This window comes from Polaromonas sp. (assembly GCF_043778355.1).
In the GTDB taxonomy this organism is placed as follows: Bacteria; Pseudomonadota; Gammaproteobacteria; order Burkholderiales; family Burkholderiaceae_C; genus Polaromonas.
The window spans coordinates 21,362-41,878 of record NZ_JAYWHI010000107.1 but is presented as its reverse complement, the minus strand read 5'-3'; the positions used below and the strand labels follow the sequence as shown (position 1 = coordinate 41,878).

Annotated in this window: 21 protein-coding genes and 1 tRNA gene; 11 read left to right on the top strand and 11 right to left on the bottom strand. The window is 60.1% G+C overall.

What is annotated here, in order from left to right:
• Positions 1-3: 3 nt before the first annotated feature.
• The 6 genes from ACH2CW_RS15750 to ACH2CW_RS15725 all read right to left on the bottom strand — a co-directional run bounded on the left by ACH2CW_RS15750 (position 4) and on the right by ACH2CW_RS15725 (position 3,447).
• Entirely contained in the window at positions 4-591 is a 588-nt protein-coding gene (locus ACH2CW_RS15750) for a TIGR00730 family Rossman fold protein (protein WP_395059834.1), read from the bottom strand.
• On the bottom strand, positions 588-1,022 hold the full coding sequence (locus ACH2CW_RS15745; protein WP_395059832.1) for a diacylglycerol kinase: 435 nt from the start codon (positions 1,020-1,022) through the stop codon (positions 588-590). Before ACH2CW_RS15745 ends, ACH2CW_RS15750 begins: the two co-directional genes overlap by 4 nt.
• A 58-nt stretch (positions 1,023-1,080) precedes the next feature.
• Positions 1,081-1,563, bottom strand: a complete 483-nt coding sequence (locus tag ACH2CW_RS15740) for an RDD family protein (RefSeq protein ID WP_395059933.1) — start codon at positions 1,561-1,563, stop codon at positions 1,081-1,083.
• 127 nt (positions 1,564-1,690) lie between these two features.
• Positions 1,691-2,404 (bottom strand): DUF3106 domain-containing protein, encoded by a 714-nt coding sequence (locus tag ACH2CW_RS15735; protein WP_395059830.1) that lies wholly within the window; start codon positions 2,402-2,404, stop codon positions 1,691-1,693.
• A gap of 48 nt (positions 2,405-2,452) precedes the next feature.
• Positions 2,453-2,884: a DUF3619 family protein gene (locus tag ACH2CW_RS15730; protein WP_395059828.1), complete on the bottom strand. Its 432-nt coding sequence runs from the start codon at positions 2,882-2,884 to the stop codon at positions 2,453-2,455.
• Positions 2,881-3,447: an RNA polymerase sigma factor gene (locus ACH2CW_RS15725; protein WP_395059826.1), complete on the bottom strand. Its 567-nt coding sequence runs from the start codon at positions 3,445-3,447 to the stop codon at positions 2,881-2,883. Before ACH2CW_RS15725 ends, ACH2CW_RS15730 begins: the two co-directional genes overlap by 4 nt.
• 334 nt (positions 3,448-3,781) lie before the next feature.
• On the opposite strand from ACH2CW_RS15725, the gene ACH2CW_RS15720 reads away from it, so the two are divergent.
• From ACH2CW_RS15720 to pbpG, 7 genes are all read left to right on the top strand, one after another.
• Positions 3,782-5,563: an acetolactate synthase 3 catalytic subunit gene (locus tag ACH2CW_RS15720; RefSeq protein ID WP_395059824.1), complete on the top strand. Its 1,782-nt coding sequence runs from the start codon at positions 3,782-3,784 to the stop codon at positions 5,561-5,563.
• 160 nt (positions 5,564-5,723) lie between these two features.
• Positions 5,724-6,215, top strand: a complete 492-nt coding sequence (ilvN, locus tag ACH2CW_RS15715) for an acetolactate synthase small subunit (RefSeq protein WP_068832534.1) — start codon at positions 5,724-5,726, stop codon at positions 6,213-6,215.
• Positions 6,216-6,353: 138 nt separating this feature from the next.
• Positions 6,354-7,370, top strand: coding sequence for a ketol-acid reductoisomerase (gene ilvC, locus ACH2CW_RS15710; protein WP_395059821.1), 1,017 nt, complete (start codon positions 6,354-6,356; stop codon positions 7,368-7,370).
• A 174-nt stretch (positions 7,371-7,544) separates the two neighbouring features.
• Positions 7,545-8,357, top strand: a complete 813-nt coding sequence (gene pssA / locus ACH2CW_RS15705) for a CDP-diacylglycerol--serine O-phosphatidyltransferase (protein ID WP_395059819.1) — start codon at positions 7,545-7,547, stop codon at positions 8,355-8,357.
• A 218-nt stretch (positions 8,358-8,575) separates the two neighbouring features.
• Positions 8,576-10,270, top strand: a complete 1,695-nt coding sequence (gene leuA, locus ACH2CW_RS15700; protein WP_395059817.1) for a 2-isopropylmalate synthase — start codon at positions 8,576-8,578, stop codon at positions 10,268-10,270.
• 45 nt (positions 10,271-10,315) lie between these two features.
• The gene (locus ACH2CW_RS15695; RefSeq protein ID WP_395059815.1) at positions 10,316-11,854 is read left to right on the top strand and encodes a 2-isopropylmalate synthase; all 1,539 of its coding nucleotides are present in this window, start codon (positions 10,316-10,318) and stop codon (positions 11,852-11,854) included.
• Between the two features lie 192 nt (positions 11,855-12,046).
• Positions 12,047-13,108, top strand: coding sequence for a D-alanyl-D-alanine endopeptidase (gene pbpG, locus ACH2CW_RS15690; RefSeq protein WP_395059813.1), 1,062 nt, complete (start codon positions 12,047-12,049; stop codon positions 13,106-13,108).
• A 97-nt stretch (positions 13,109-13,205) separates the two neighbouring features.
• Here pbpG and ACH2CW_RS15685 read toward each other — a convergent pair whose 3' ends face one another.
• The 3 genes from ACH2CW_RS15685 to aat form a co-directional block, all read right to left on the bottom strand.
• Entirely contained in the window at positions 13,206-13,997 is a 792-nt protein-coding gene (locus ACH2CW_RS15685; protein ID WP_395059811.1) for an IclR family transcriptional regulator, read from the bottom strand.
• Positions 13,998-14,091: 94 nt separating this feature from the next.
• Positions 14,092-14,835 (bottom strand): arginyltransferase, encoded by a 744-nt coding sequence (locus ACH2CW_RS15680; RefSeq protein ID WP_395059809.1) that lies wholly within the window; start codon positions 14,833-14,835, stop codon positions 14,092-14,094.
• A gap of 1 nt (position 14,836) precedes the next feature.
• Complete coding sequence (gene aat, locus ACH2CW_RS15675; protein ID WP_395059807.1) at positions 14,837-15,592, bottom strand: leucyl/phenylalanyl-tRNA--protein transferase; 756 nt, start codon at positions 15,590-15,592, stop codon at positions 14,837-14,839.
• Between the two features lie 187 nt (positions 15,593-15,779).
• Between aat and ACH2CW_RS15670 the strand changes: the two genes are divergently transcribed.
• The 4 genes from ACH2CW_RS15670 (at position 15,780) to thiD (ending at position 18,903) form a co-directional block, all read left to right on the top strand.
• A tRNA-Asn gene (locus tag ACH2CW_RS15670) sits at positions 15,780-15,855 on the top strand.
• Between the two features lie 422 nt (positions 15,856-16,277).
• The gene (locus ACH2CW_RS15665) at positions 16,278-17,372 is read left to right on the top strand and encodes a PQQ-dependent sugar dehydrogenase (protein ID WP_395059805.1); all 1,095 of its coding nucleotides are present in this window, start codon (positions 16,278-16,280) and stop codon (positions 17,370-17,372) included.
• Positions 17,359-17,964 (top strand): c-type cytochrome, encoded by a 606-nt coding sequence (locus ACH2CW_RS15660; protein WP_395059803.1) that lies wholly within the window; start codon positions 17,359-17,361, stop codon positions 17,962-17,964. Before ACH2CW_RS15665 ends, ACH2CW_RS15660 begins: the two co-directional genes overlap by 14 nt.
• A gap of 93 nt (positions 17,965-18,057) precedes the next feature.
• Positions 18,058-18,903: a bifunctional hydroxymethylpyrimidine kinase/phosphomethylpyrimidine kinase gene (thiD, locus tag ACH2CW_RS15655; protein WP_395059801.1), complete on the top strand. Its 846-nt coding sequence runs from the start codon at positions 18,058-18,060 to the stop codon at positions 18,901-18,903.
• Here the strand turns inward: thiD and ACH2CW_RS15650 are convergent.
• Together ACH2CW_RS15650 and fdxA are read right to left on the bottom strand one after the other, a co-directional pair.
• Positions 18,900-19,979: an NAD(P)/FAD-dependent oxidoreductase gene (locus ACH2CW_RS15650; protein ID WP_395059799.1), complete on the bottom strand. Its 1,080-nt coding sequence runs from the start codon at positions 19,977-19,979 to the stop codon at positions 18,900-18,902. The two genes, thiD and ACH2CW_RS15650, sit on opposite strands and share 4 nt — an antisense overlap.
• Before the next feature lie 120 nt (positions 19,980-20,099).
• Positions 20,100-20,429 carry a ferredoxin FdxA gene (fdxA, locus tag ACH2CW_RS15645; protein WP_395059797.1) on the bottom strand — a complete coding sequence of 110 codons (330 nt, stop codon included), beginning with the start codon at positions 20,427-20,429 and terminating at the stop codon, positions 20,100-20,102.
• Between the last annotated feature and the right edge of the window lie 88 nt (positions 20,430-20,517).

The following is a 20,517-nucleotide window of genomic DNA, read 5'->3' as shown; positions in this document are numbered from 1 at the left end:
AAGCTAAATCTGGTCCAGCCTTGAGCCTTCGGGCGCCATGCCCGCGACCTGCACCAGTTGCTCCAGCAAGGCCTCCGGTTCGGCACCAACGTGGATCAGTTCCATCTGCCAGTCGCTCATGAAGCCGCTTTTGACCGATGAGGCCAGAAAGGCCAGCAGATCGGTGTAATAGCCGTTCAAGTTGAGCAGGCCCACCGGCTTGGCGTGGTAGCCGAGCTGGCGCCAGGTCCAGACCTCAAAAAACTCTTCCAGTGTGCCGATCCCGCCGGGCAGTGACAAAAAGGCATCGGCATGTTCAGCCATGATGCGTTTGCGCTCATGCATGGTGTCGACGATGTGCAACTCGGTGCAGCCGGTGTGCGCCCATTCCTTTTCCACCAGCGCTTTCGGGATCACGCCGATCACGCGCCCGCCAGCCGCCAGGGTGGCGTCGGCCACGATGCCCATCAGGCCATTGCGTCCGCCGCCGTAGACCAGTTGCCCATCATGGCCGCCTATCCAGGTGCCGACGGCGCGGGCGGTCTCGGCAAATACCAGCTCCACGCCGGGGCGGGAGCCGCAATAGACACACAGCGAAAAAGCCGGCGTCATGCCACAAACCGGTGAAACAGCGCCAGCGCCCAGGTTCCGGCGCACAGCAGCAAGCTCAGCAACACGGCCGCGCTGCCCATGTCCTTGGCGCGTTTGGACAGGTCGTGCCACTCGGGGCCGATGCGGTCGATCGCGGTTTCGATGCCGGTGTTGAGCAGCTCGATGATCATCACCAGGATGACCGAGCCGGCCAGCAACACGGTTTCGACCCAGCTGCGGCCCAGCCAGAAAGCCGCCGGCAGCAGCACCAGCGAGGCGATGGCCTCTTGTCGGAAGGCGGTTTCGTGCCAACCGGCGCGCAGGCCGGCCACCGAATACCCGAGCGCGTGCCAGACACGGTTCAAGCCCTTGCGGTCTTTTTGCGGGTTGACGGGGGAGGCCGGCGCAGGAGGGACAGCATCGGGAACACGGAAGGAAGCGGAATCGGGCATCCGGCGATTGTGGCCCGACTCTGTGGCAGTTTGATGTGAGGCCTGCATGCCGCCTGCCTCAGGCCGCTTTGGGCGGTTTGCCCGTCGGCAGACTGGTAACCAGCCGGGTGCCGGCGAGGGCGTCATGCCAGAACTGCCGGTCGGGATGAAAACGCGCCAGAATCGCCCAAATGGGCACCCAGCCCAAGGCCAGCACGGCGGCTTCGCGGCCAGGCAGCCCCAGAAGCCAACTGACACCCAGTGGCGGCAAAAACCACAACCAGCTCAATACGTACCGCAGCAAGGCGCGCCGTTGGCTAATGGGCGCTCCTTGCTTGTCCACCACCCGGATGTTCCAGGTTTTCATGGCTAGGGTCTGGCCTTTGGCCCAGAACCAGACAAAATAGATGCCGAAAATAACAAACAAAAAGGCCTGCAGCGCGTGGCGGTTGTCGAGCGCGTTGCGCGTCTGGCTCAACGTGCCGAACAGGTAACCGGCAATGAAGACCACGCCGAACATCAGCAATCCTTCGTACATCCAGCAGGCCAGGCGCCTGCGCAGCGACGGTGTAACAGCTTGGGGAACCGAATTTACTATCAATTTGGTAGCGACCAGGTGAGGGCAGATAAGGGCTACAGCGCGATTGACCCTGAAACTAGGGCGCCGTACGGCATGCGACCCTTCAAGCTTACTGGGGCTGAGGCGGCGTGCCGTTCGGGCTGGCAGGTGTGGCGGCGGGCGCCAGACCGGGCGGGGTGTCCATCGACTGCGAAACTGCGATTTTAGGCGCAGCCTTGGCCTTGGCCTGCTCTTCAGCCGAAGGAATGGTGGCCAGTTTTTGCCTGGCGACGGGTTTGGAGGCTGGCGCTGCACCGACCGGCTTGGTCGGTGCCTTGTCAGCCAGTTTTTGCTTTTCCTCAGTGCTGAGCGACTGGTAAGCCTCCCACTTGGCTTTTTTCTCTTCAGCCGTCAGCTCTTTGGACAACTCTTTGGTTTTTGCAAAATTCAGTCGGGCCTGAATCCGTTGCTGGGGGCTGAGCGCCACCCATTCTTTCATTCGACCCTGCATTTTCGTTTGCTCGTCAGCAGGCAGGGAGCCATAACTGCGGGTCATTTCCAGCCACTTGCGCTTGTGGCTCTGGCTCAAAGAGGGCCAGGCGGATGCCAGGGGATTGAGGATCTCGCGCTGCGCCGGGGTCAACTCGTTCCAGCCCGGTCCGGCAAACGCCTGGGCGACCACGGTTTTTGCTGGTGCCGCCGCTGGCGCAGGCGAGACGGTCTGGGCGGTGGAGATCGCCGAGGCTGCCACCAAAAGCAGCAGCGCCCACCGGCCAGCCGGCCGCGCGCGCTGCTTGCCGGGCAGGCAATACACGTCGTCAGCGAGGCAGGTTGGCACAGTCATGTCTACGGGTGAGGAAGGGTTCGACAGAGGCAAAGGTCAATGGCAGGTTCAAAGCGTTGTTTTGAGAAACTGCACAAAACCGGGGTCGGAAAAAGCATCCGGCGGCAGTTCGTCGGTCAGCAGGGCCGAGTCCACCTCGGCCAGTTCCTGCACGAGTTTGTCGGTTTGCAGGGAGTTGATGGCCAGCAGGCCCACCACCAACGCAATCAGCGGCAGCACGGAGCCGATCTGGCTCCACAGGCTGAAACCTTCGTCCGATCCCCAGGCCAGCGTGCCGCCGCCCATGCTGGAGGTGGCGCCAACGCGTGCAGGCTGCACTTTGGCGATCCGGCGCGCGGCCACGGCCTGTGCACGCGCGGCCCGCAGACGCTCAGAGATGTCGTAAGGCAGGTCGGCAGCGCCTGCGGACAGGTAAGAAGCAGTTTTCAGCCCGTAACGGTCCTGCAGGATATCGGTGTGGTTTTGCGGTGAGCGGTTCATAGTTTGATTCCCCTGGCGGCCAAAGCTTTACTGAGTGCATGAACGGCTCGCGAACAATGCGTTTTCACGCTACCTTCGGAACAGCCCATGGCAGCAGCCGTTTCAGCCACGTCCATTTCCTCCCAGTAACGCATGAGAAAGGCTTCCCGTTGACGGCCGGGCAGCTCCTTGATCTCCACTTCTATCTCGCGCAAGATTTGGGCCCGCTCCGTCGCGTCCTGGGCGCTCTCTGTTCCTTCTGAGTTGGTGGAAGACTCTAAAGTTTCAAGTAAATCGAAATCTCCGTCTTCACCGGCCGATTCGAAGTCGCTCATGTTGGAGAAAAGCGCGTTGCGGGTCTTGCGGCGACGGAACCAGTCCAGCGTGGTGTTGGACAGGATGCGCTGGAACAGCATGGGCAGTTCGGCGGCGGGCTTGTCGCCATAGTGGTGCGCCAGCTTCATCATGCTGTCCTGGACAATGTCCAGCGCCGCCTCGTCGTCCCGAACGTGGTAAACGCTGCGCTTGAAAGCGCGTTTTTCGACGCTTTTCAGAAAGTCGGAAAGTTCTTGTTCGGTTGCCAACGGTAAATTTCCGGTTTGTCCCGACGCTGTCCTTGTTTTACTTGTTGCCGGTCGCTCTGGAGTGCGGCCGGCCCGACAGGCCTTTGTGCCAGCAATACGCACTGGCAGCAAAATTATCGCATCAAGCGCCACTCGTCCGGACTTGATGGCTGCTTGCGTCGGCGCGCCAGCCCGTGCCCTATAATCCTGCTTGCAATTCAAACAGCAAACGGGTCATGACCCGGCGGTTTATGTTTCCGCCCATGGTTTTGGCCTCAAGTCTCGACGCTACTCCACAAGAGTGGGTGAAGAGGCACCCAAGGTATTTCGTTAGAGAAATTCACAAAGGTTCATCATGGAAATCACAAAGGCCGAACTCGCTTCGGCAGCGGCGGCAGCGTCTGCCCCAACCCATCCGCAAGAACTCCGCGGCGCGGAAATCCTCATCAAGGCCCTGCAGGCCGAGGGTGTCAAACACGTCTGGGGTTATCCGGGCGGCGCAGTCCTTCACATTTACGACGCTTTCTACAAGCAGGAAACGATTCAGCACGTGCTGGTGCGCCATGAACAGGCGGCAGTGCATGCCGCGGACGGTTATGCGCGTGCGACGGGTGAAGTCGGCGTGGCCCTGGTCACCTCCGGGCCCGGCGTCACCAATGCGGTCACCGGTATCGCCACGGCCTACATGGACAGCATTCCGATGGTGATCATCACCGGCCAGGTGCCCACGCATGCAATTGGCCTGGACGCCTTCCAGGAGTGCGACACCGTCGGCATCACGCGTCCCATCGTCAAGCACAACTTCCTGGTCAAGGACGTGCGGCAGATGGCGGAAACCATGAAGAAGGCTTTCCATATTGCGCGCAGCGGTCGGCCCGGCCCGGTGGTGGTGGACATTCCCAAGGATGTGTCCTTCAACAAGACAACGTATACCGGTTATCCGCAAACCGTCGAAATGCGTTCCTACAACCCGGTGCGCAAGGGCCATGGCGGGCAGATTCGCAAGGCCTTGCAGTTGTTGATGACGGCCAAGCGGCCTTACATCTACACCGGCGGCGGCGTGTTGCTGAGCAATGCGTCGCAGGAGCTCCGTACGCTGGTGGACATGCTGGGTTACCCCTGTACCAACACGCTGATGGGCCTGGGTGCTTACCCGGCCAGCGATAAAAAGTTTCTCGGCATGCTGGGCATGCACGGCACCATGGAAGCCAATAACGCGATGCAGAACTGCGACGTGTTGCTGGCCGTCGGCGCACGTTTTGACGACCGCGTGATCGGCAACCCGAAGCACTTTGCGCAGAACGAACGCAAGATCATTCACATTGACATCGATCCGTCGAGCATCTCCAAGCGCGTCAAGGTGGACATCCCCATCGTCGGCGATGTGAAGGACGTGCTGACAGAGCTGATCGCCATGATTCGTGAGTCCGGCCTGAAACCCGACGGCGATGCGCTGGGCAACTGGTGGGAAACCATTGAAGGCTGGCGCAAGCGCGACTGCATGAAATACAGCTTGGGCCAAGGCGATGTGATCAAGCCGCAATATGTGGTGGAGACGCTCTGGAACATGACCAAGGACGCTGATACCTACATCACATCTGATGTGGGTCAGCACCAGATGTGGGCGGCGCAGTATTACAAGTTTGACGAACCGCGTCGCTGGATCAACTCGGGCGGCCTGGGTACCATGGGTGTAGGCATTCCCTACGCCATGGGCATCAAGCTGGCCAAGCCTGACAGCGAGGTTTATTGCATCACTGGCGAAGGTTCGGTGCAGATGTGCATTCAGGAGCTGTCGACCTGCCTGCAGTACAACACGCCGATCAAGATCGTGTCGCTGAACAACCGCTATCTGGGCATGGTTCGCCAGTGGCAGGAGATTGATTACGAAGGCCGCTACAGCAGCAGCTACATGGACGCCTTGCCCAACTTCGTCAAACTGGCTGAGGCCTATGGCCACGTCGGCATGTTGATTGAAAAGCCGCAGGACGTCGAACCGGCGCTGCGCGAGGCGCGCAAGCTCAAGGACCGCACCGTGTTCATGGACTTCCGCACCGACCCCACTGAAAACGTGTTCCCGATGGTCAAGGCCGGCAAGGGCATTACCGAAATGCTGCTCGGGAGCGAAGACCTTTAAACAACAAAGCCTGTCATTGCGGGCCTGACCCGCAATCCATGCTGGCAACCCAGCATGGACGCCGAATCAAGTTCGGCATGACAAATCCGAAGAATCTATTGGTTGCCAAGCCGTCCAGTTACCGCCGGACGGGGAGGGCACCGAAAAGAGGAATCTCTCCATGAAACACATCATTGCCGTTCTGCTCGAAAACGAGCCCGGCGCCCTTTCCCGCGTGGTTGGCCTGTTCTCGGCGCGTGGCTACAACATCGAAAGCCTGACCGTCGCGCCGACCGAAGACGCCAGCCTGTCGCGCATGACCATACAGACCACCGGCTCTGACGACGTGATCGAACAGATCACCAAACATCTGAACCGCCTGATCGAGGTGGTCAAGGTGGTGGACCTGACCGAAGGCGCTTACACCGAGCGCGAGCTGATGATGGTCAAGGTCCGCGCCGTCGGCAAGGAGCGCGAAGAGATGAAGCGCATGGCTGATATATTCCGCGGGCGAATCATCGACGTGACCGAGAAAAGCTACACGATCGAGCTGACCGGCGACCAGTCCAAAAACGACGCCTTCCTGGAAGCGATTGACCGCAGCGCGATCCTGGAAACTGTGCGTACCGGCTCCAGTGGCATTGGCCGCGGCGAGAGGATTCTCAGGGTCTGATTTTCAGTAGTCCGCGCGCGCGTTTTCGACAGGCGGGGCGCGAACGGACGGAAGTGGCGATGTGTGTTTACCGTTCGCCCTCAGCCTGTCGAAGGGCATTTTCGCCAGAATCCATCAACGACATCTACGGAGAGAGAAATGAAAGTTTTTTACGACAAGGACTGCGATCTGAGCCTGATCAAGGGCAAAACCGTCGCCATCATCGGTTACGGCAGCCAGGGCCACGCCCACGCGCAAAATCTGAACGACAGCGGCGTCAAGGTGGTGGTCGGTTTGCGCAAAGGCGGCGCGTCATGGCCCAAGGTCGAAAAAGCCGGCCTCAAGGTTGCTGAAGTCGCTGACGCCGTCAAATCGGCTGACGTTGTGATGATCCTTCTGCCTGATGAGCAGATTGGCAAGGTCTACGCCAATGACGTGGCTCCCAACATCAAGCAGGGCGCTTCGCTGGTGTTTGCCCACGGCTTCAATGTGCATTACGGTGCCGTGATCCCGCGCGCCGACCTCGACGTCTGGATGGTCGCGCCCAAGGCGCCCGGTCACACCGTGCGTAACACCTACACCCAGGGTGGCGGCGTGCCGCATCTGGTGGCAGTTCATCAGGACAAGAGCGGCAAGGCCCGTGACCTGGCCTTGAGCTACGCCATGGCCAACGGTGGCGGCAAGGCCGGCATCATCGAAACCAACTTCCGCGAAGAAACCGAAACCGACTTGTTCGGCGAGCAGGCCGTGTTGTGCGGCGGCACCGTCGAGCTGATCAAGGCGGGTTTCGAGACCCTGGTGGAAGCCGGCTACGCGCCTGAAATGGCCTACTTCGAATGCCTGCACGAGCTCAAACTGATCGTCGACCTGATTTATGAAGGCGGCATCGCCAACATGAACTACTCGATCTCGAACAACGCCGAATACGGCGAGTACGTGACCGGCCCGAACATCGTGACCTCGGCCACGAAAGAAGCCATGCGCAAGTGCCTGAAGGACATCCAGACCGGTGAGTACGCCAAGAGCTTCCTGCTTGAAAACCAGGCCGGCGCACCGACACTGTTGAGCCGCCGCCGCCTCAATTCAGAGCACCAGATTGAAATCGTGGGCGAGAAACTCCGCGCCATGATGCCCTGGATTGCCAAGAACAAGCTGGTTGATCAGACCCGCAACTGATGACGCTGCCGGGTCCCAGCAGGCCCGGCCAGGTTGAGCTTCAAGCCGCGCAAAACACTTGCGCGGCTTTTTCGTTTTCGCTGGCGACCGTTTGGTATCCTCTGGGCATGAACCTATCTTCCATAGCGTCGCACACTGGGCGCGTCACTTTTCCCGACACCCGGAGCATCTTCCATGCATGACGGCCACGACCCTGACATCGATGCTGAGGAAGTTGTTCCGCGCAAGCGGCGCAAGGGCATTTACATCCTGCCCAACCTGTTCACGCTGGCTGGGCTGTTTGGCGGGTTTTATGCCATCGTGATGGCGATGAATGGGCGTTTTGATCAGGCGGCGATTGGCGTGTTTTCTGCCATGGTGCTCGACAGCCTCGACGGCCGCGTGGCGCGAATGACCAATACGCAGAGTGCTTTTGGCGAGCAGATGGATTCATTGGCCGACATGGTGTCCTTTGGCGCAGCGCCCGCGCTGATTGCCTACATTTGGGCCTTGACCGGGCTGGGGCGCTGGGGCTGGATCGCGGCCTTTGTCTATTGCGCCTGCGCCGCACTCAGGCTGGCGCGTTTCAACGTCAATACAGCGGTCGTCGACAAGCGCTTTTTCCAGGGACTGCCATCGCCCGCTGCGGCGGCGCTGGTGGCCGGATTCATCTGGCTGATGACGGAAGCCGGTGTATCTGGCCAGGAGGTGCGCTGGGTCATGTTTGCGCTGACCCTGTATGCCGGCCTCACCATGGTGACCAACGTGCCCTTTTACAGCTTCAAGGACCTGAGTCTCAAGCGCAGTGTTCCGTTTGCCGTGATCGTGCTGATCGCTCTGGGCATTGCCGTGATCAACATCGACCCTCCAACCGTGATGTTCGGCTTGTTTGTGATTTACGGTTTTTCGGGCTATGTGCTTTACGGCTGGCGCAAGGCCAAGGGCTTGCAGACCAGCGTGATTTCGACCTCGACCGATGAACCCGATGAACGTGGGCTGCACAAATAGGACAGTTTGCTGCGGAGTTGCGGAGAGCGAGCCCTGAATAATTTTGTGATACATTGCCAGTCATGAACAAGATGTCGCTAGTGCTACTGCTATCTGCCAACGGGCGGAGACGGTAGCGCGCACGCGTACACCCAATTCAACGGCCCGTTTGCACCAGCAACGGGCCGTTTTTCTTTGGGTTGCTGGTTTTGGAATGTCACACAGGCGATGAGATCAACATGTTGAAAACACCTTCAAGCAAATACAAGTCCTTTCCCCCGGTTCGCCTGGCCGACCGCAACTGGCCGGATGTGGTGCTGACCCAGGCGCCGATCTGGTGCAGTGTGGACTTGCGTGACGGCAACCAGGCGCTGATCGAGCCGATGGACATACCGCGCAAGCTCAGGATGTTTGAAATGCTGGTCAAGATCGGCTTCAAGGAAATCGAAGTGGGTTTCCCTTCGGCGTCCCAGGTCGAGTTCGACTTTTTGCGCAGGCTGATCGACGAAAACCTGATTCCGGAAGATGTCACCATCCAGGTGCTGACCCAGGCACGCGAGCCGCTGATCCGACGTACCTTCGAAGCGCTGCAGGGCGTCCCGCGCGCGATCGTGCATCTCTACAATGCGACCGCGCCGGCCATGCGCCGGGTAGTCCTCGGCATGAACGAGGACGAGATTGTCGAACTGGCAACCAGCAATGCCCGGCTCTTCAGCGAGATGGCTGCAGACCAGCCGGGCACGCAGTGGACCTTCCAGTATTCACCCGAGATGTGGTCCGGCACTGAACTGGCGTTTTCAAAGCGTGTGGTTGATGCCGTCACCGAAGTCTGGCAACCCACGCCTGAGCGCAAGTGCATCATCAACCTGCCTTCGACGGTGGAGCATTCCACGCCCAATATCTTTGCCGACATGATGGAATGGATGCATCGCCACCTGGCGCGGCGCGACGCGATTGTGCTGTCGGTGCATCCGCACAACGACCGCGGCACCGGGACCGCCGCTGGCGAATTTGCCCTGATGGCGGGGGCCGACCGCATTGAGGGTTGCCTGTTCGGCAACGGCGAGCGCACTGGCAATGTCGACCTCGTCAATATTGCACTCAACCTCTACACGCAGGGCGTGTCACCGGGACTGGATTTTTCAGAAATCGACGAGATCCGCCGCACCGTCGAGCATTGCAACCAGTTGCCGGTGCATCCGCGCCACCCCTATGCCGGTGACCTGGTCTACACCTCGTTTTCAGGGTCGCACCAGGACGCGATCAAGAAGGCGTTTGCTGCGCGCAAAGACGGCGACATCTGGGACATGCCTTACCTGCCGATCGACCCGAAAGACCTGGGCCGAAGCTACGAGGCGGTGATCCGGGTGAACAGCCAGTCCGGCAAGGGCGGCATTGCCTACTTGCTCGAAAGTGAGTTTGGCCTGGAGTTGCCGCGCCGCCTGCAGATCGAGTTCAGCCAGGTGGTGCAGGGTGTGATGGACGCGACTGGCAAGGAGCTCACCGCGCAAGACCTGTTTGCGCTGTTTGAGAAGGAATACGGTGTGCAGAGCATCCCGGCGCCGCAACACCTCGTGAGCGAAGAGCTTGTCACGGCTGCAGGCTCCAAGACCTTCAATATTCGCGCCGATGTGCAGATCAATGGGATCAACCAGCAGGTGACCGGGGCAGGCACCGGGCCCATCGACGCCTTTGTGGCCGGGCTCAACAGCGCCACCGGCCGTGTCGTGCGTGTGCTGGACTATCACGAACATGCCATCGGCTCGGGTGCTGCGGCGCAGGCTGTGGCGTACCTGGAACTGCGCATCAATGGCCGGACCCTGTTTGGCGTCGGAATGGACGGCAACATTGTGTTGGCTTCGCTCAAGGCCATCGTTTCCGGTCTGCAGCGCGCCGGCATTCAACAGTCCACCGCCGTTAACATGGCGGATTGATTCGTATCTCAACGACGTACAGCGAGCACGCAACAGGAGCCAGCCATGACCGACAAACTGATTATTTTCGACACCACCCTGCGCGACGGTGAGCAGTCACCTGGCGCGTCCATGACGCGCGACGAAAAACTGCGCATTGCGCGCCAGCTCGAGCGCCTGAAAGTCGATGTGATCGAAGCCGGTTTTGCTGCCAGCTCGAATGGTGACTTTGAGGCGGTGAAGGCCATCGCCAACGCCATCAAGGACTCGACCATCTGCTCGCTGTCGCGGGCTAATGACCGCGATATCTCGCGCGCCGCCGAAGCGCTCAAGGGCGCCAACAGCGCACGCATTCACACCTTCATTGCCACCAGTGCGCTGCACATGGAGAAAAAGCTGCGCATGAGCCCTGAGCAGGTGCTGGAGCAGGCCAAACAATCGGTACGTTTCGCGCGCAATCTGGTGGCCGATGTCGAGTTCAGCCCGGAAGACGGCTACCGCAGCGACGTGGACTTTCTGTGCCGCGTGCTTGAAGCCGTGATTGCAGAGGGCGCGACCACCATCAATGTGCCCGACACCGTCGGTTATGCGGTGCCGGAACTGTATGGAAATTTCATCAAGACCTTGCGTGAGCGTGTGCCCAACAGCGACAGGGCGGTCTGGTCTGTGCATTGTCACAACGACCTCGGCATGGCCGTGGCCAACTCGCTGGCCGGCGTGAAGATAGGCGGCGCGCGCCAGGTGGAATGCACCATCAATGGCCTGGGTGAACGCGCCGGCAATTGCTCACTCGAGGAAATTGTCATGGCCGTGAAAACGCGCCGTGATTATTTCCAGCTCGACATGAATATTGACCCGTTGCATATCGTGGCCGCCAGCCGCATGGTCAGCCAGACCACCGGTTTTGTGGTCCAGCCCAACAAGGCCGTGGTTGGCGCGAATGCCTTTGCGCATGCCTCCGGCATTCACCAGGACGGCATGCTCAAGGCGCGCGAAACCTACGAAATCATGCGCGCCGAAGACGTGGGCTGGAGCTCCAACAAGATGGTTCTGGGCAAGCTCAGCGGCCGTAATGCGTTCAAGCAGCGCCTGCAGGATCTGGGCATCCAGATGGACAGTGAAGCCGACACCAATGCTGCGTTTGCGCGCTTCAAGGAACTGGCCGACGGCAAGAGCGAAATTTTCGATGAGGACATCCTGGCGCTGGTCAGCGACGAGAGCGTCACGCACGAGAAAGAGCAGTACGGCTTTGTTTCTCTGTCCCAGCACAGCGAAACCGGCGAGCGCCCGCAGGCCAGCGTGGTGTTTACCGTGGACGGCAAGGAGGTTCGAGGCCAGTCTGACGGCAACGGCCCGGTTGACGCCTCACTGAAGGCGATCGAAACGCACGTCAAAAGCGGCGCCGAAATGGTGCTGTATTCGGTCAACGCGATCAGCGGATCCACCGAAAGCCAGGGCGAGGTGACCGTTCGGTTGCAAAACAGTGGCCGTGTCGTCAATGGCGTGGGTGCCGATCCCGACATTGTGGTGGCTTCAGCCAAGGCCTATTTGAGCGCCCTGAGCAAATTGCAGAGCAAAGCTGACCGGGTGGCGGCGCAAGGCTAGACCTTTTCGATAATAAAGTCTTTATAAATCAAGAGCTTAGTAATTTTTTGTTGATCAGGTTTGGGTTGCGTGCTAAATCCGCGACGAGTTAATTGTTGCGTTTAGGAAAGTCGCGCAAACGATTGATATTGCGTGACTTTTTCTATTTGTATACACTCCAGCATCGCACTAATCGCAACTGGAGGCGAATCAATGGCCAACACCCTGAACCTGATATTCAAACGCAGCTTACAACTCGTTGGACTTCTTACTTTCTCGGTCGCGTTGATTTATCCGGTGGCGTCGGAGGCGGCTACCGCCAAACGCCAGGTCGTCAAAAAATCTCAGGCGACCAAGACGGTTTCCAAAAAAGTCGTCTCCAGCCGCAAGAGCGTTCGTTTTGTCGCAAAGTCCCCGCGCAAGCCGGTCATCGTCGCGATACCCGCCCGGCCTTCGTTTGGGCAGATCGCCGGCCTTCACGGCGCGCAAGATCCGCTGGATCTGAAGTCCAGTGTGGCGCTGGTCATCGATCAGGATACGCATGAGGTGCTGTTCAGCAAGAACGACCAGGCCGTGTTGCCGATCGCGTCGTTGACCAAGCTGATGACCGGCATGATCATCAGCGGCGCCCAGTTGCCCATGGACGAAAACATCACGATCACGCAAGACGATGTGGATACTGAGAAAGGCAGCAGTTCGCGCTTGCGCGTCGGTTCCAGTCTGACCCGCGGTGAATTGCTGCATCTGGCCCTGATGTCCAGCGAAAACCGCGCTGCGCATGCGCTCGGTCGCACTTATCCTGGTGGCATGGCGTCGTTTGTCAATTTGATGAACGCCAAGGCCAGAATGCTGGGCATGAAGGGCACTCGTTACGTCGAGCCCACCGGCCTGTCCAGCCAGAACCAGTCCAGCGCGCAGGATCTGGCCACCCTGGTCAATGCGGCGCATGCCGACCCGGTGCTGCGCGAGCTGTCTACCTCCACCGGTTACCAGGTGGCGGTGGGGCGGCAGACCCTGCAGTACAACAATACCAACCGGCTGGTCAAAAATCCTGACTGGGACATTGGCCTGCAAAAAACTGGCTACATCTCCGAAGCTGGCCAGTGCCTGGTCATGCAGACAAAAATCGCCGGTCGCAAGTTGATCATGGTGTTTCTGGATTCGGCTGGCAAACTCAGCCGCCTGGGTGATGCCGAACGTGTTCGTCGGTGGGTCGAATCGCAGCCGGTCAATGTGCCGAAAATCAGCGCTGCCGGCAGGGCCAGCAACGGCTGAAACAACGTAATGCCTGTTTTGTCGCTGTTCCGACAGACTTTCTTGCTATCGTATTGATAGCTGGTTGCGCTTGCTTTAAAAGGGCTAACGCCTTTTTTTACTTGAAGTTTTCGGATCGGTAGCCGAGCGCCGCAGAAATTTCGTGCGCGGTGGCCTCAAGTTTCTGCAACCAGCTTTCGTCCAGCCGGTCCGCAGGCGCCGAGATCGACAGCCCTGCCACCAGTTTGCTCTGGTCGTCGTAAATGCCGGCGGCCATGCAGCGCACCCCGAGCTCCAGTTCCTCGTTATCGCGGGCAATGCCGTACTGGCGAGCTTTGGACAGTTCGCGCTCCAGCATGGCCAGCTGGGTAATGCTGTTTTTGGTTTGACCCGGCAAGCCGGTGCGGGTGGCATAGGTTCGCAGGCGTTGCGGATCATCAAAGGCCAGGAACAGCTTGCCCACGGAGGTCAGGTGCAGCGGCGCCCGTCCGCCAATCGCCCGCACCACCTGCATGCCCGAGCGCTCGCTGTAGGCGCGCTCCACATAAATGATTTCATCACCCTGACGCACGCTCAGGTTCACCGGTTGCTGGATCAGGCGGTGCAACTCGCGCATGGGTGTCAGTGCCGCATCGCGCACGCTGAGCCTCGCTTTCACGAGATTGCCGAGTTCGAGCAGGCGCATGCCCAAGCGGTAGCTGCCGGCGACCGGGCGATCTACAAAGCGACCGGTCGCCAGATCGTTCAAGATGCGGTGTGCTGTGGACGGATGCAGGCCTGATTTTTCGCTGATCTCCTTGAGCGAGACGGCTTCCTCACGCGTCGCCAGAATCTCCAGCAAGGTGAACATGCGTTCCAACACCTGGACAGTTGGTTTAGCGGGCGGGGCGGAGGGGTCGGGTTTTTTCATAGGATCTTGACGCTAAATTTTACCCTGTGAAATACGGCGCAAGTGCCAGGGCGCTGCGTCTTTTGCGCTGCGCGTGGACTTGGCGAGACGCCCGCTACCCGGCAGGGGCCGTCACCCACTCGCCGTCAACCAGGATCTGGTTCGGCAAAAACCGGGCTTTGTAGTTCATTTTCAGGCTCTGTGCGATCCAGTAACCCAGGTAAACATGGGGCAGACCCAAGTGGCGCGCCTGTTCAATCTGCCACAGCACGCTGTAATTGCCGTAGCTGGCCTGGGAATCAGGCTCATAAAAGGTGTACACGGCAGAAACGCCGTCTTCAAGTACGTCGAGAATTGACACCATTTTCAGAGCCCCCGCTTCCCCATTGGGCAGGGTTTCACGGAACTCCACCAGTCGCGAGTTGACGCGACTTTGCAGCAGAAACTGGGTGTACTGGTCCACGCTGTCATGGTCCATGCCACCGCCGGAGTGGCGGCCGTTCTGGTAACGCAGATAGAGCTGGTAATGCTCGGGCAGGAAACACAGCTTGAGCACGCGCGCCTGCAGCGACTGGTGACGTTTCCAGGCGCGGCGCTGGCTGCGATCGGGCGTGAACGTGGCGACCGGGACGCGCAGTGGCACACAAGCCTGACAGCCATCGCAGTAAGGGCGGTAGGTGAACATGCCGCTGCGGCGAAAGCCGTTGGTCACCAGTTCCGAATAGGCTGCGTTGTGAATCAGGTGGCTGGGTGTGGCGACCTGTGAGCGTGCCTGCCGGCCGGGCAGGTAGCTGCAGGGGTAGGGTGCAGTGGCATAAAACTGCAGCGCCTGAAGGGGCAAGTCTTTGAGGTGCGTCACGTCATGCGTCGGGCGTCATTAACTGGTTCCAGTATAGGGGTTCAAACTCCCACTGGGGTGAGGTGAGGGCCTTGCGGTCCCCCACATGGGCGACAAATTCCTCACGCGGGATTTCGGCTGCGCCGAGCGACGCGAGGTGCCGGGTGTTTTGCTGACAATCGATCATGGCGATGCCGTGCGCCCGGCAAAAAGCTACCAGGGCCGCCAGCGCCAGCTTGGAGGCGTCGGTCCGGTGCGCAAACATGGACTCGCCAAACACCATGCCGCCGATGTTCACGCAGTACAACCCGCCGACGAGTTCGCCATTTATCCATGTCTCGACGCTGTGTGCATGCCCCGCCTGGTGCAGCGCGATGTAGGCCCGCACCATGTCTGGAACTATCCAGGTGCCTGCTTGCCCCGCACGCGGTGTGTTGGCACAGGCGCTGATCACCTTGGCGAATGCCGTGTCGAAGCGGATCTCGTGGATGGGCGCGCTGCGGAAATTCGCGATGCTTTTGCGAAGCGATCGATGCAATCTGAAATTTTGTGTCCGGAGCACCATGCGCGGGTCGGGGCTCCACCACAGGATGGGTTGACCCGCGCTGAACCACGGAAAGATGCCAAGGCCATAAGCCTGCACCAAGCAGGCCACGTCCAGCGTCCGCCCAGCCGCCAGCAGGCCCGGCGCCGGATCGCCCTCGCCCCAGGCGGTCTCAACCAGCGGGAAGGCGTCGTCGGCATCTAGCCATGGCAGGGTGTGGGGAGACTTGGGCATCGCAGGCAAATGAAAGTAGGAGCTTGGAGCCAGCCTGTCGATTCACTCGGCGAGGGGCACACCAAGAGTCGCGATGAAGACTGCGCGAATGGTACTCCACGGGGCCATTCGAATGCACTGCCAGCATTCGTGGTGCATCCTGGGAGGAAGAAGCGCGAATAATTAAGGCTATAATCTTAGGCTGTATTCCTCAATAGCTCAGTTGGTAGAGCGCCGGACTGTTAATCCGTAGGTCCCTGGTTCGAGCCCAGGTTGAGGAGCCAAATTCAAGGGCTTGCACATTTCGTGCAGGCCTTTTGCTTTTGTGAACTGGCCTGCGCACCTCGTAAAAAATACCAGCTTGCATGATCGCCGAAGCGCCTGTTCCGGGCGGCTCTGTCGTTGTGCGCAATCCCGTCGTCATGGGCCGCCCGCTGTTGGAAAAGCCCTTTCCGCTGGCTGTTATCGCCGCTAGGTGGAAACCCTCTGCAGCCCCTCCGATGCGAAAGTTAGCATGCAAATTGTCGCTGCAATAATTTCAATCCAAGGGAGATCTTCGATGACGAAAAACCGGACGTTCTGGAGCTCACTGATCGCAATCGGTGTTTTGTCAGGCTGCGCGCAAACACCCCCGCCTCCTGCGGCAACCCCTGCAGCTCCGCCCGCAGCCGCTGCGCCCGCGTGGCAACAGGGCAGGTCGGCCGACATGGCGAGCTCCAGGCTGGCCCCGCATGCGGGCAAATTGACAGCTACCGCCGCCGCCGACATTCCCCTTCAGAACCTGAAGTTGCCAGCGGGCTTCAAAGCCGAGATCTGGTCCCATGGCACGCCGGGAGGGAGGGCCATGGCCCGCGGCGAAAGTGGAAAAATCTACGTTGGCACGCGGGGGCTGGGCCGCGTCTACGAAATCTCCGACAACGGCAGAGAGCGCACGAGTCGCGTGGTGGTGGACAAGCTGAATCAACCGGCGGTCGCCATGCACAATGGCTCGCTTTATGTCATGGCGATCGACAAGGTGTTGCGCTACGACGGCATCGAGAGCAATCCGAATGTGCAGCCGGTCGACCTGACGGCTAAATTCAATCTGCCACCCGAGCAGCACCACAACTGGAAGTACATCCGCTTCGGTCCTGACAACAAGCTCTATGTGCCCTTCGGCGCGCCCTGCAATATCTGCCTGCTGCCGGCTGAAGGTTACGCGCAACTGCGGCGCTACAACGCAGATGGGTCCAACATGGAAGTGGTGGCCACCGGTATACGGAACACGCAGGGTTTCGACTGGCACCCGGTCACTAAAGAACTCTGGTTCAGCGACCATGGCCGGGACTGGATGGGTGACGACTCTCCTGAGGACGAGCTCAACCGCATCACACGGGTCGGTCAGAACTTCGGCTTCCCCTACTGCCATGCGAACGGCGTGGCCGACAAGGACATCAAGAAGGACAAGCCCTGCGATGGCGTGACCTTGCCAGTGCAGACGCTGGGCGGCCACACCGCTGCCATGGGCGTGCATTTCTACACGGGCAACATGTTCCCTTCCGATTACAAAAACGCGATGTTTGTCGCCCGCAAGGGGTCCTGGAACCGCACCAAGAAAAGCGGCTATGACGTGCTCATGGTGCGCACTGACGCCAACGGACAGAACCCACAGGTCACTCCTTTCGTCACGGGTTTCCTCGACGACAAGACCGATGCATTCTGGGGCCGTCCGGTGTACATGCTGCAACTGCCTGATGGCTCGCTGCTGCTGTCGGACGAGCAGTTGGGCGCCATCTACCGCATCACCTATGCCCGGTCCTGAAACAGGCAACATCACGCGGGCGGGCAGGGCACTGGCAGCAGTTGCCCTGCTTTTTTTTCTGGGCCAGGCCCATGCCCAGGTGCAACCGCCCAACGCCGCGCAGCTGGCCCTTTGCATGGCCTGCCACGGCCCCCAGGGCAATTCACAAATCCCCCTGACGCCTTCACTGGCAGGCCAACCCAAGGTGTTCATTGAAAATCAGCTGGTGCTGATCCGGGAAGGTTTGCGGGACATTCCGCAGATGAAGGGGCTTCTCGATGGCGTGAAAGACCCCGAGATCGTGGCGCTGGCCACCTATTTCTCAGCGCAGACGCCAGCCAAGGCATCGGGGTCCGTCAACAGCGCAACCTATCAGCGTGGTCTTCAGACCTCCCAGCGGATGTTGTGCGGTACCTGCCACTTGCCTGATTACTCCGGACGTGAGCAGATTCCGCGATTGGCTGGCCAGCAGGAGGCTTTTTTGCTGTACGCCATGAAGCAATTTCGGGATCATCCGGGCCTCGGGCGCGACACCATCATGGCTGCCTCGCTGTACGGGCTCAAAGATGCCGAACTGGCGGATATGGCGCATTTCCTGACGCACTTCAAATAGACGGTTCATCCGCCGCCGCCAGACGGTCGCGGGGCGGGCCCGATAATCCGGACTCCTTCCACCAAGATCCGGGCGACCGGATGGCAAAGCCTCATGAGCGACGACATTTTTAAATTCGAATACCCGCGCGTGTTGTCGATCGCCGGTTCTGACAGCGGGGGTGGCGCAGGCATCCAGGCGGACCTGAAGACGATTGCCGCGCTCGGTTGTTACGGCATGACGGCGATCACCGCACTGACCGCGCAGAACACGCTCGGCGTGCGGGCCATTCATGGTGTGCCACCAGAAATTTTACGCCACCAGATTGACGCGGTGGTTGAGGACATCGGCGTTGATGCCGTCAAGATCGGCATGCTGCACGCACCCGAGATTGTGCTGGCGGTGGCTGAAGCAATAGACCGCCATGCACTCCGGAGAGTTGTGCTCGACCCTGTGATGGTGGCCACCAGCGGCGCGGTGCTGATCGACAACCCGGCCATTGCGGTGCTGGTGCGCGAGCTGTTTTCGCGCGCCGTGCTGGTGACGCCCAACCTCGACGAGGCGGCCTTGCTGGTGGGGCGGCCTTTGCACAATGCGCAGGACATGGCGCGTGCGGCAAGCGAATTGCTTTCCCGTGGCGCGCATGCCGTGCTGCTCAAGGGAGGGCATCTGCCGGGTGACACGGTGATTGACTTGCTGGTGACGGCTGAAGGCGGCAGCCACTGGATGCAAGCGCCGCGCATCCAGAGCCCCAACACCCACGGCACCGGCTGCACGCTGTCATCGGCGATTGCCTCGGGACTGGCGCTGGGCATGCCGCTGCTGGAGGCGGTGGAGATGGCGCGGGCTTATGTGCGCGCGGCACTGAGCGCGGGGGCCAGCGTCAAAACCGGTGCGGGGGGCGGTCCGCTCAATCATGGCCACGCCCCGTTGCCGATGCGACTCAAGCCGCTTGTCTAGCTTCCCTCGGGCTCGGTCGGGGACGCGTCGGCGCCAACGCCGAGCAGCTTGTGCAGTTTCGGGCTGGTGGTGGTGTACTGAAACGGGATCTTCTGGTCCGGGAAGATGAGTTCGGCTGCAGCGTAAGCGGCCAGCGTGCACTCATGAAACCCGCAGAGAATCAGCTTTTTCTTGCCGGGGTAGGTGTTGATGTCGCCGACCGCAAAAATGCCAGGCACGCTGGTGGAGAATTTTTCGGTGTCTACCCGCAACTGCTTGCGTTCCATGTCCAGACCCCACTGGATCAGCGGTCCGAGTTTGGGTGACAGCCCGAGCAAAACCAGCATCCGGTCCACAGGCAGGGCGGATGTGTTGCCGTCAACGTCGGTGATACGCGCTGCGCTCAATTTGCCGTCTTCGGTGTCTATGCCTGTAACCTGACCCACCCGAAAACGCACAGCCCCGTTGTTGCGCAAGGCATCGAAACGGGCCAGGACCGGTGCAGAGGCTTGCAGAACATCGCGGCGATGCAGCAAGGTCACGCTCTGCGCCTGCTCCGGTCCGGCTTGGGCCAGGCGTGTCGCCCAGTCCACAGCCGCTTCGTCGCCACCCACCACCAACACGTTTTTTCCGGCAAACCGAGCCGGCTCGTCGACATGGTGAAAAAGCTGGGTATTTTCAAAGGCGTCCAGCCCGGCGATCTTCAGGCGCTTCGGCTGGAAGGACCCTACACCGGCTGCAATAAAAATGGTTTTGGCAAGGAAGACGGTGCCATGAGAGGCTTCCACCAGGAAGCGGCCATCGGCTTGTTGCGCCACCGCGCTGACTTCCTGACCCAGATGGAAGCCGGCACCGAAAGGCTTGATCTGTTCAAGAAGGCTGGCGACCAACGCACGGCCACTGGTGCGCGGCGTGCCAGGAATGTCGTAAATCGGTTTGTCGGCGTAAAGCTCGATGCACTGGCCGCCCGGATGCGGCAGCGAATCGATCACATGGGACTTGATGTCCAGCAGGCCCAGCTGGAACACCTGGAACAGACCGACAGGCCCCGCGCCGACGACCAGCGCATCGGTCTGAATCATGGAGGTGTTGGTCATGCCGCTGACTTTACCAAGCCAGCAGGCGCCGCGGAACTGGCTTTGCCCGGCCGCAGGCGCTGTCCCCTGCAAGGGGAGGTGGTGCTACACGAAGTGAGCATCCGGCAGGGGTGTTCATGTCTAGCGGATCAGCTCGGCCAGCTTTCCGGTTTTGTCTTTCCACTCTTCAGCATCGGGCAAGGCTTCCTTGCGCTTGGTGATGCTTTTCCAGCCTGCCGCCTGGCTCAACTCAACGTTGAGCTTGATGAAGGCGATCTGGTCGGCCGGCACATCTTCTTCGGCATAAATTGCGTTGACCGGGCACTCCGGGATGCAGACCGCGCAATCGATACATTCATCCGGATCGATGACCAGCATGTTCGGGCCTTCGCGGAAGCAGTCCACGGGGCAGACATCAACGCAGTCGGTGTACTTGCAGCGGATGCAGGATTCGGAAACGATGTGAGTCATGTTGTTCTGGCGGAGATCGGTGGAAACCCTTGATTTTAAGAGGATTCCGGGAGCAGGGTGAATGGATGCGGTGGCGCGGCTGATCCCG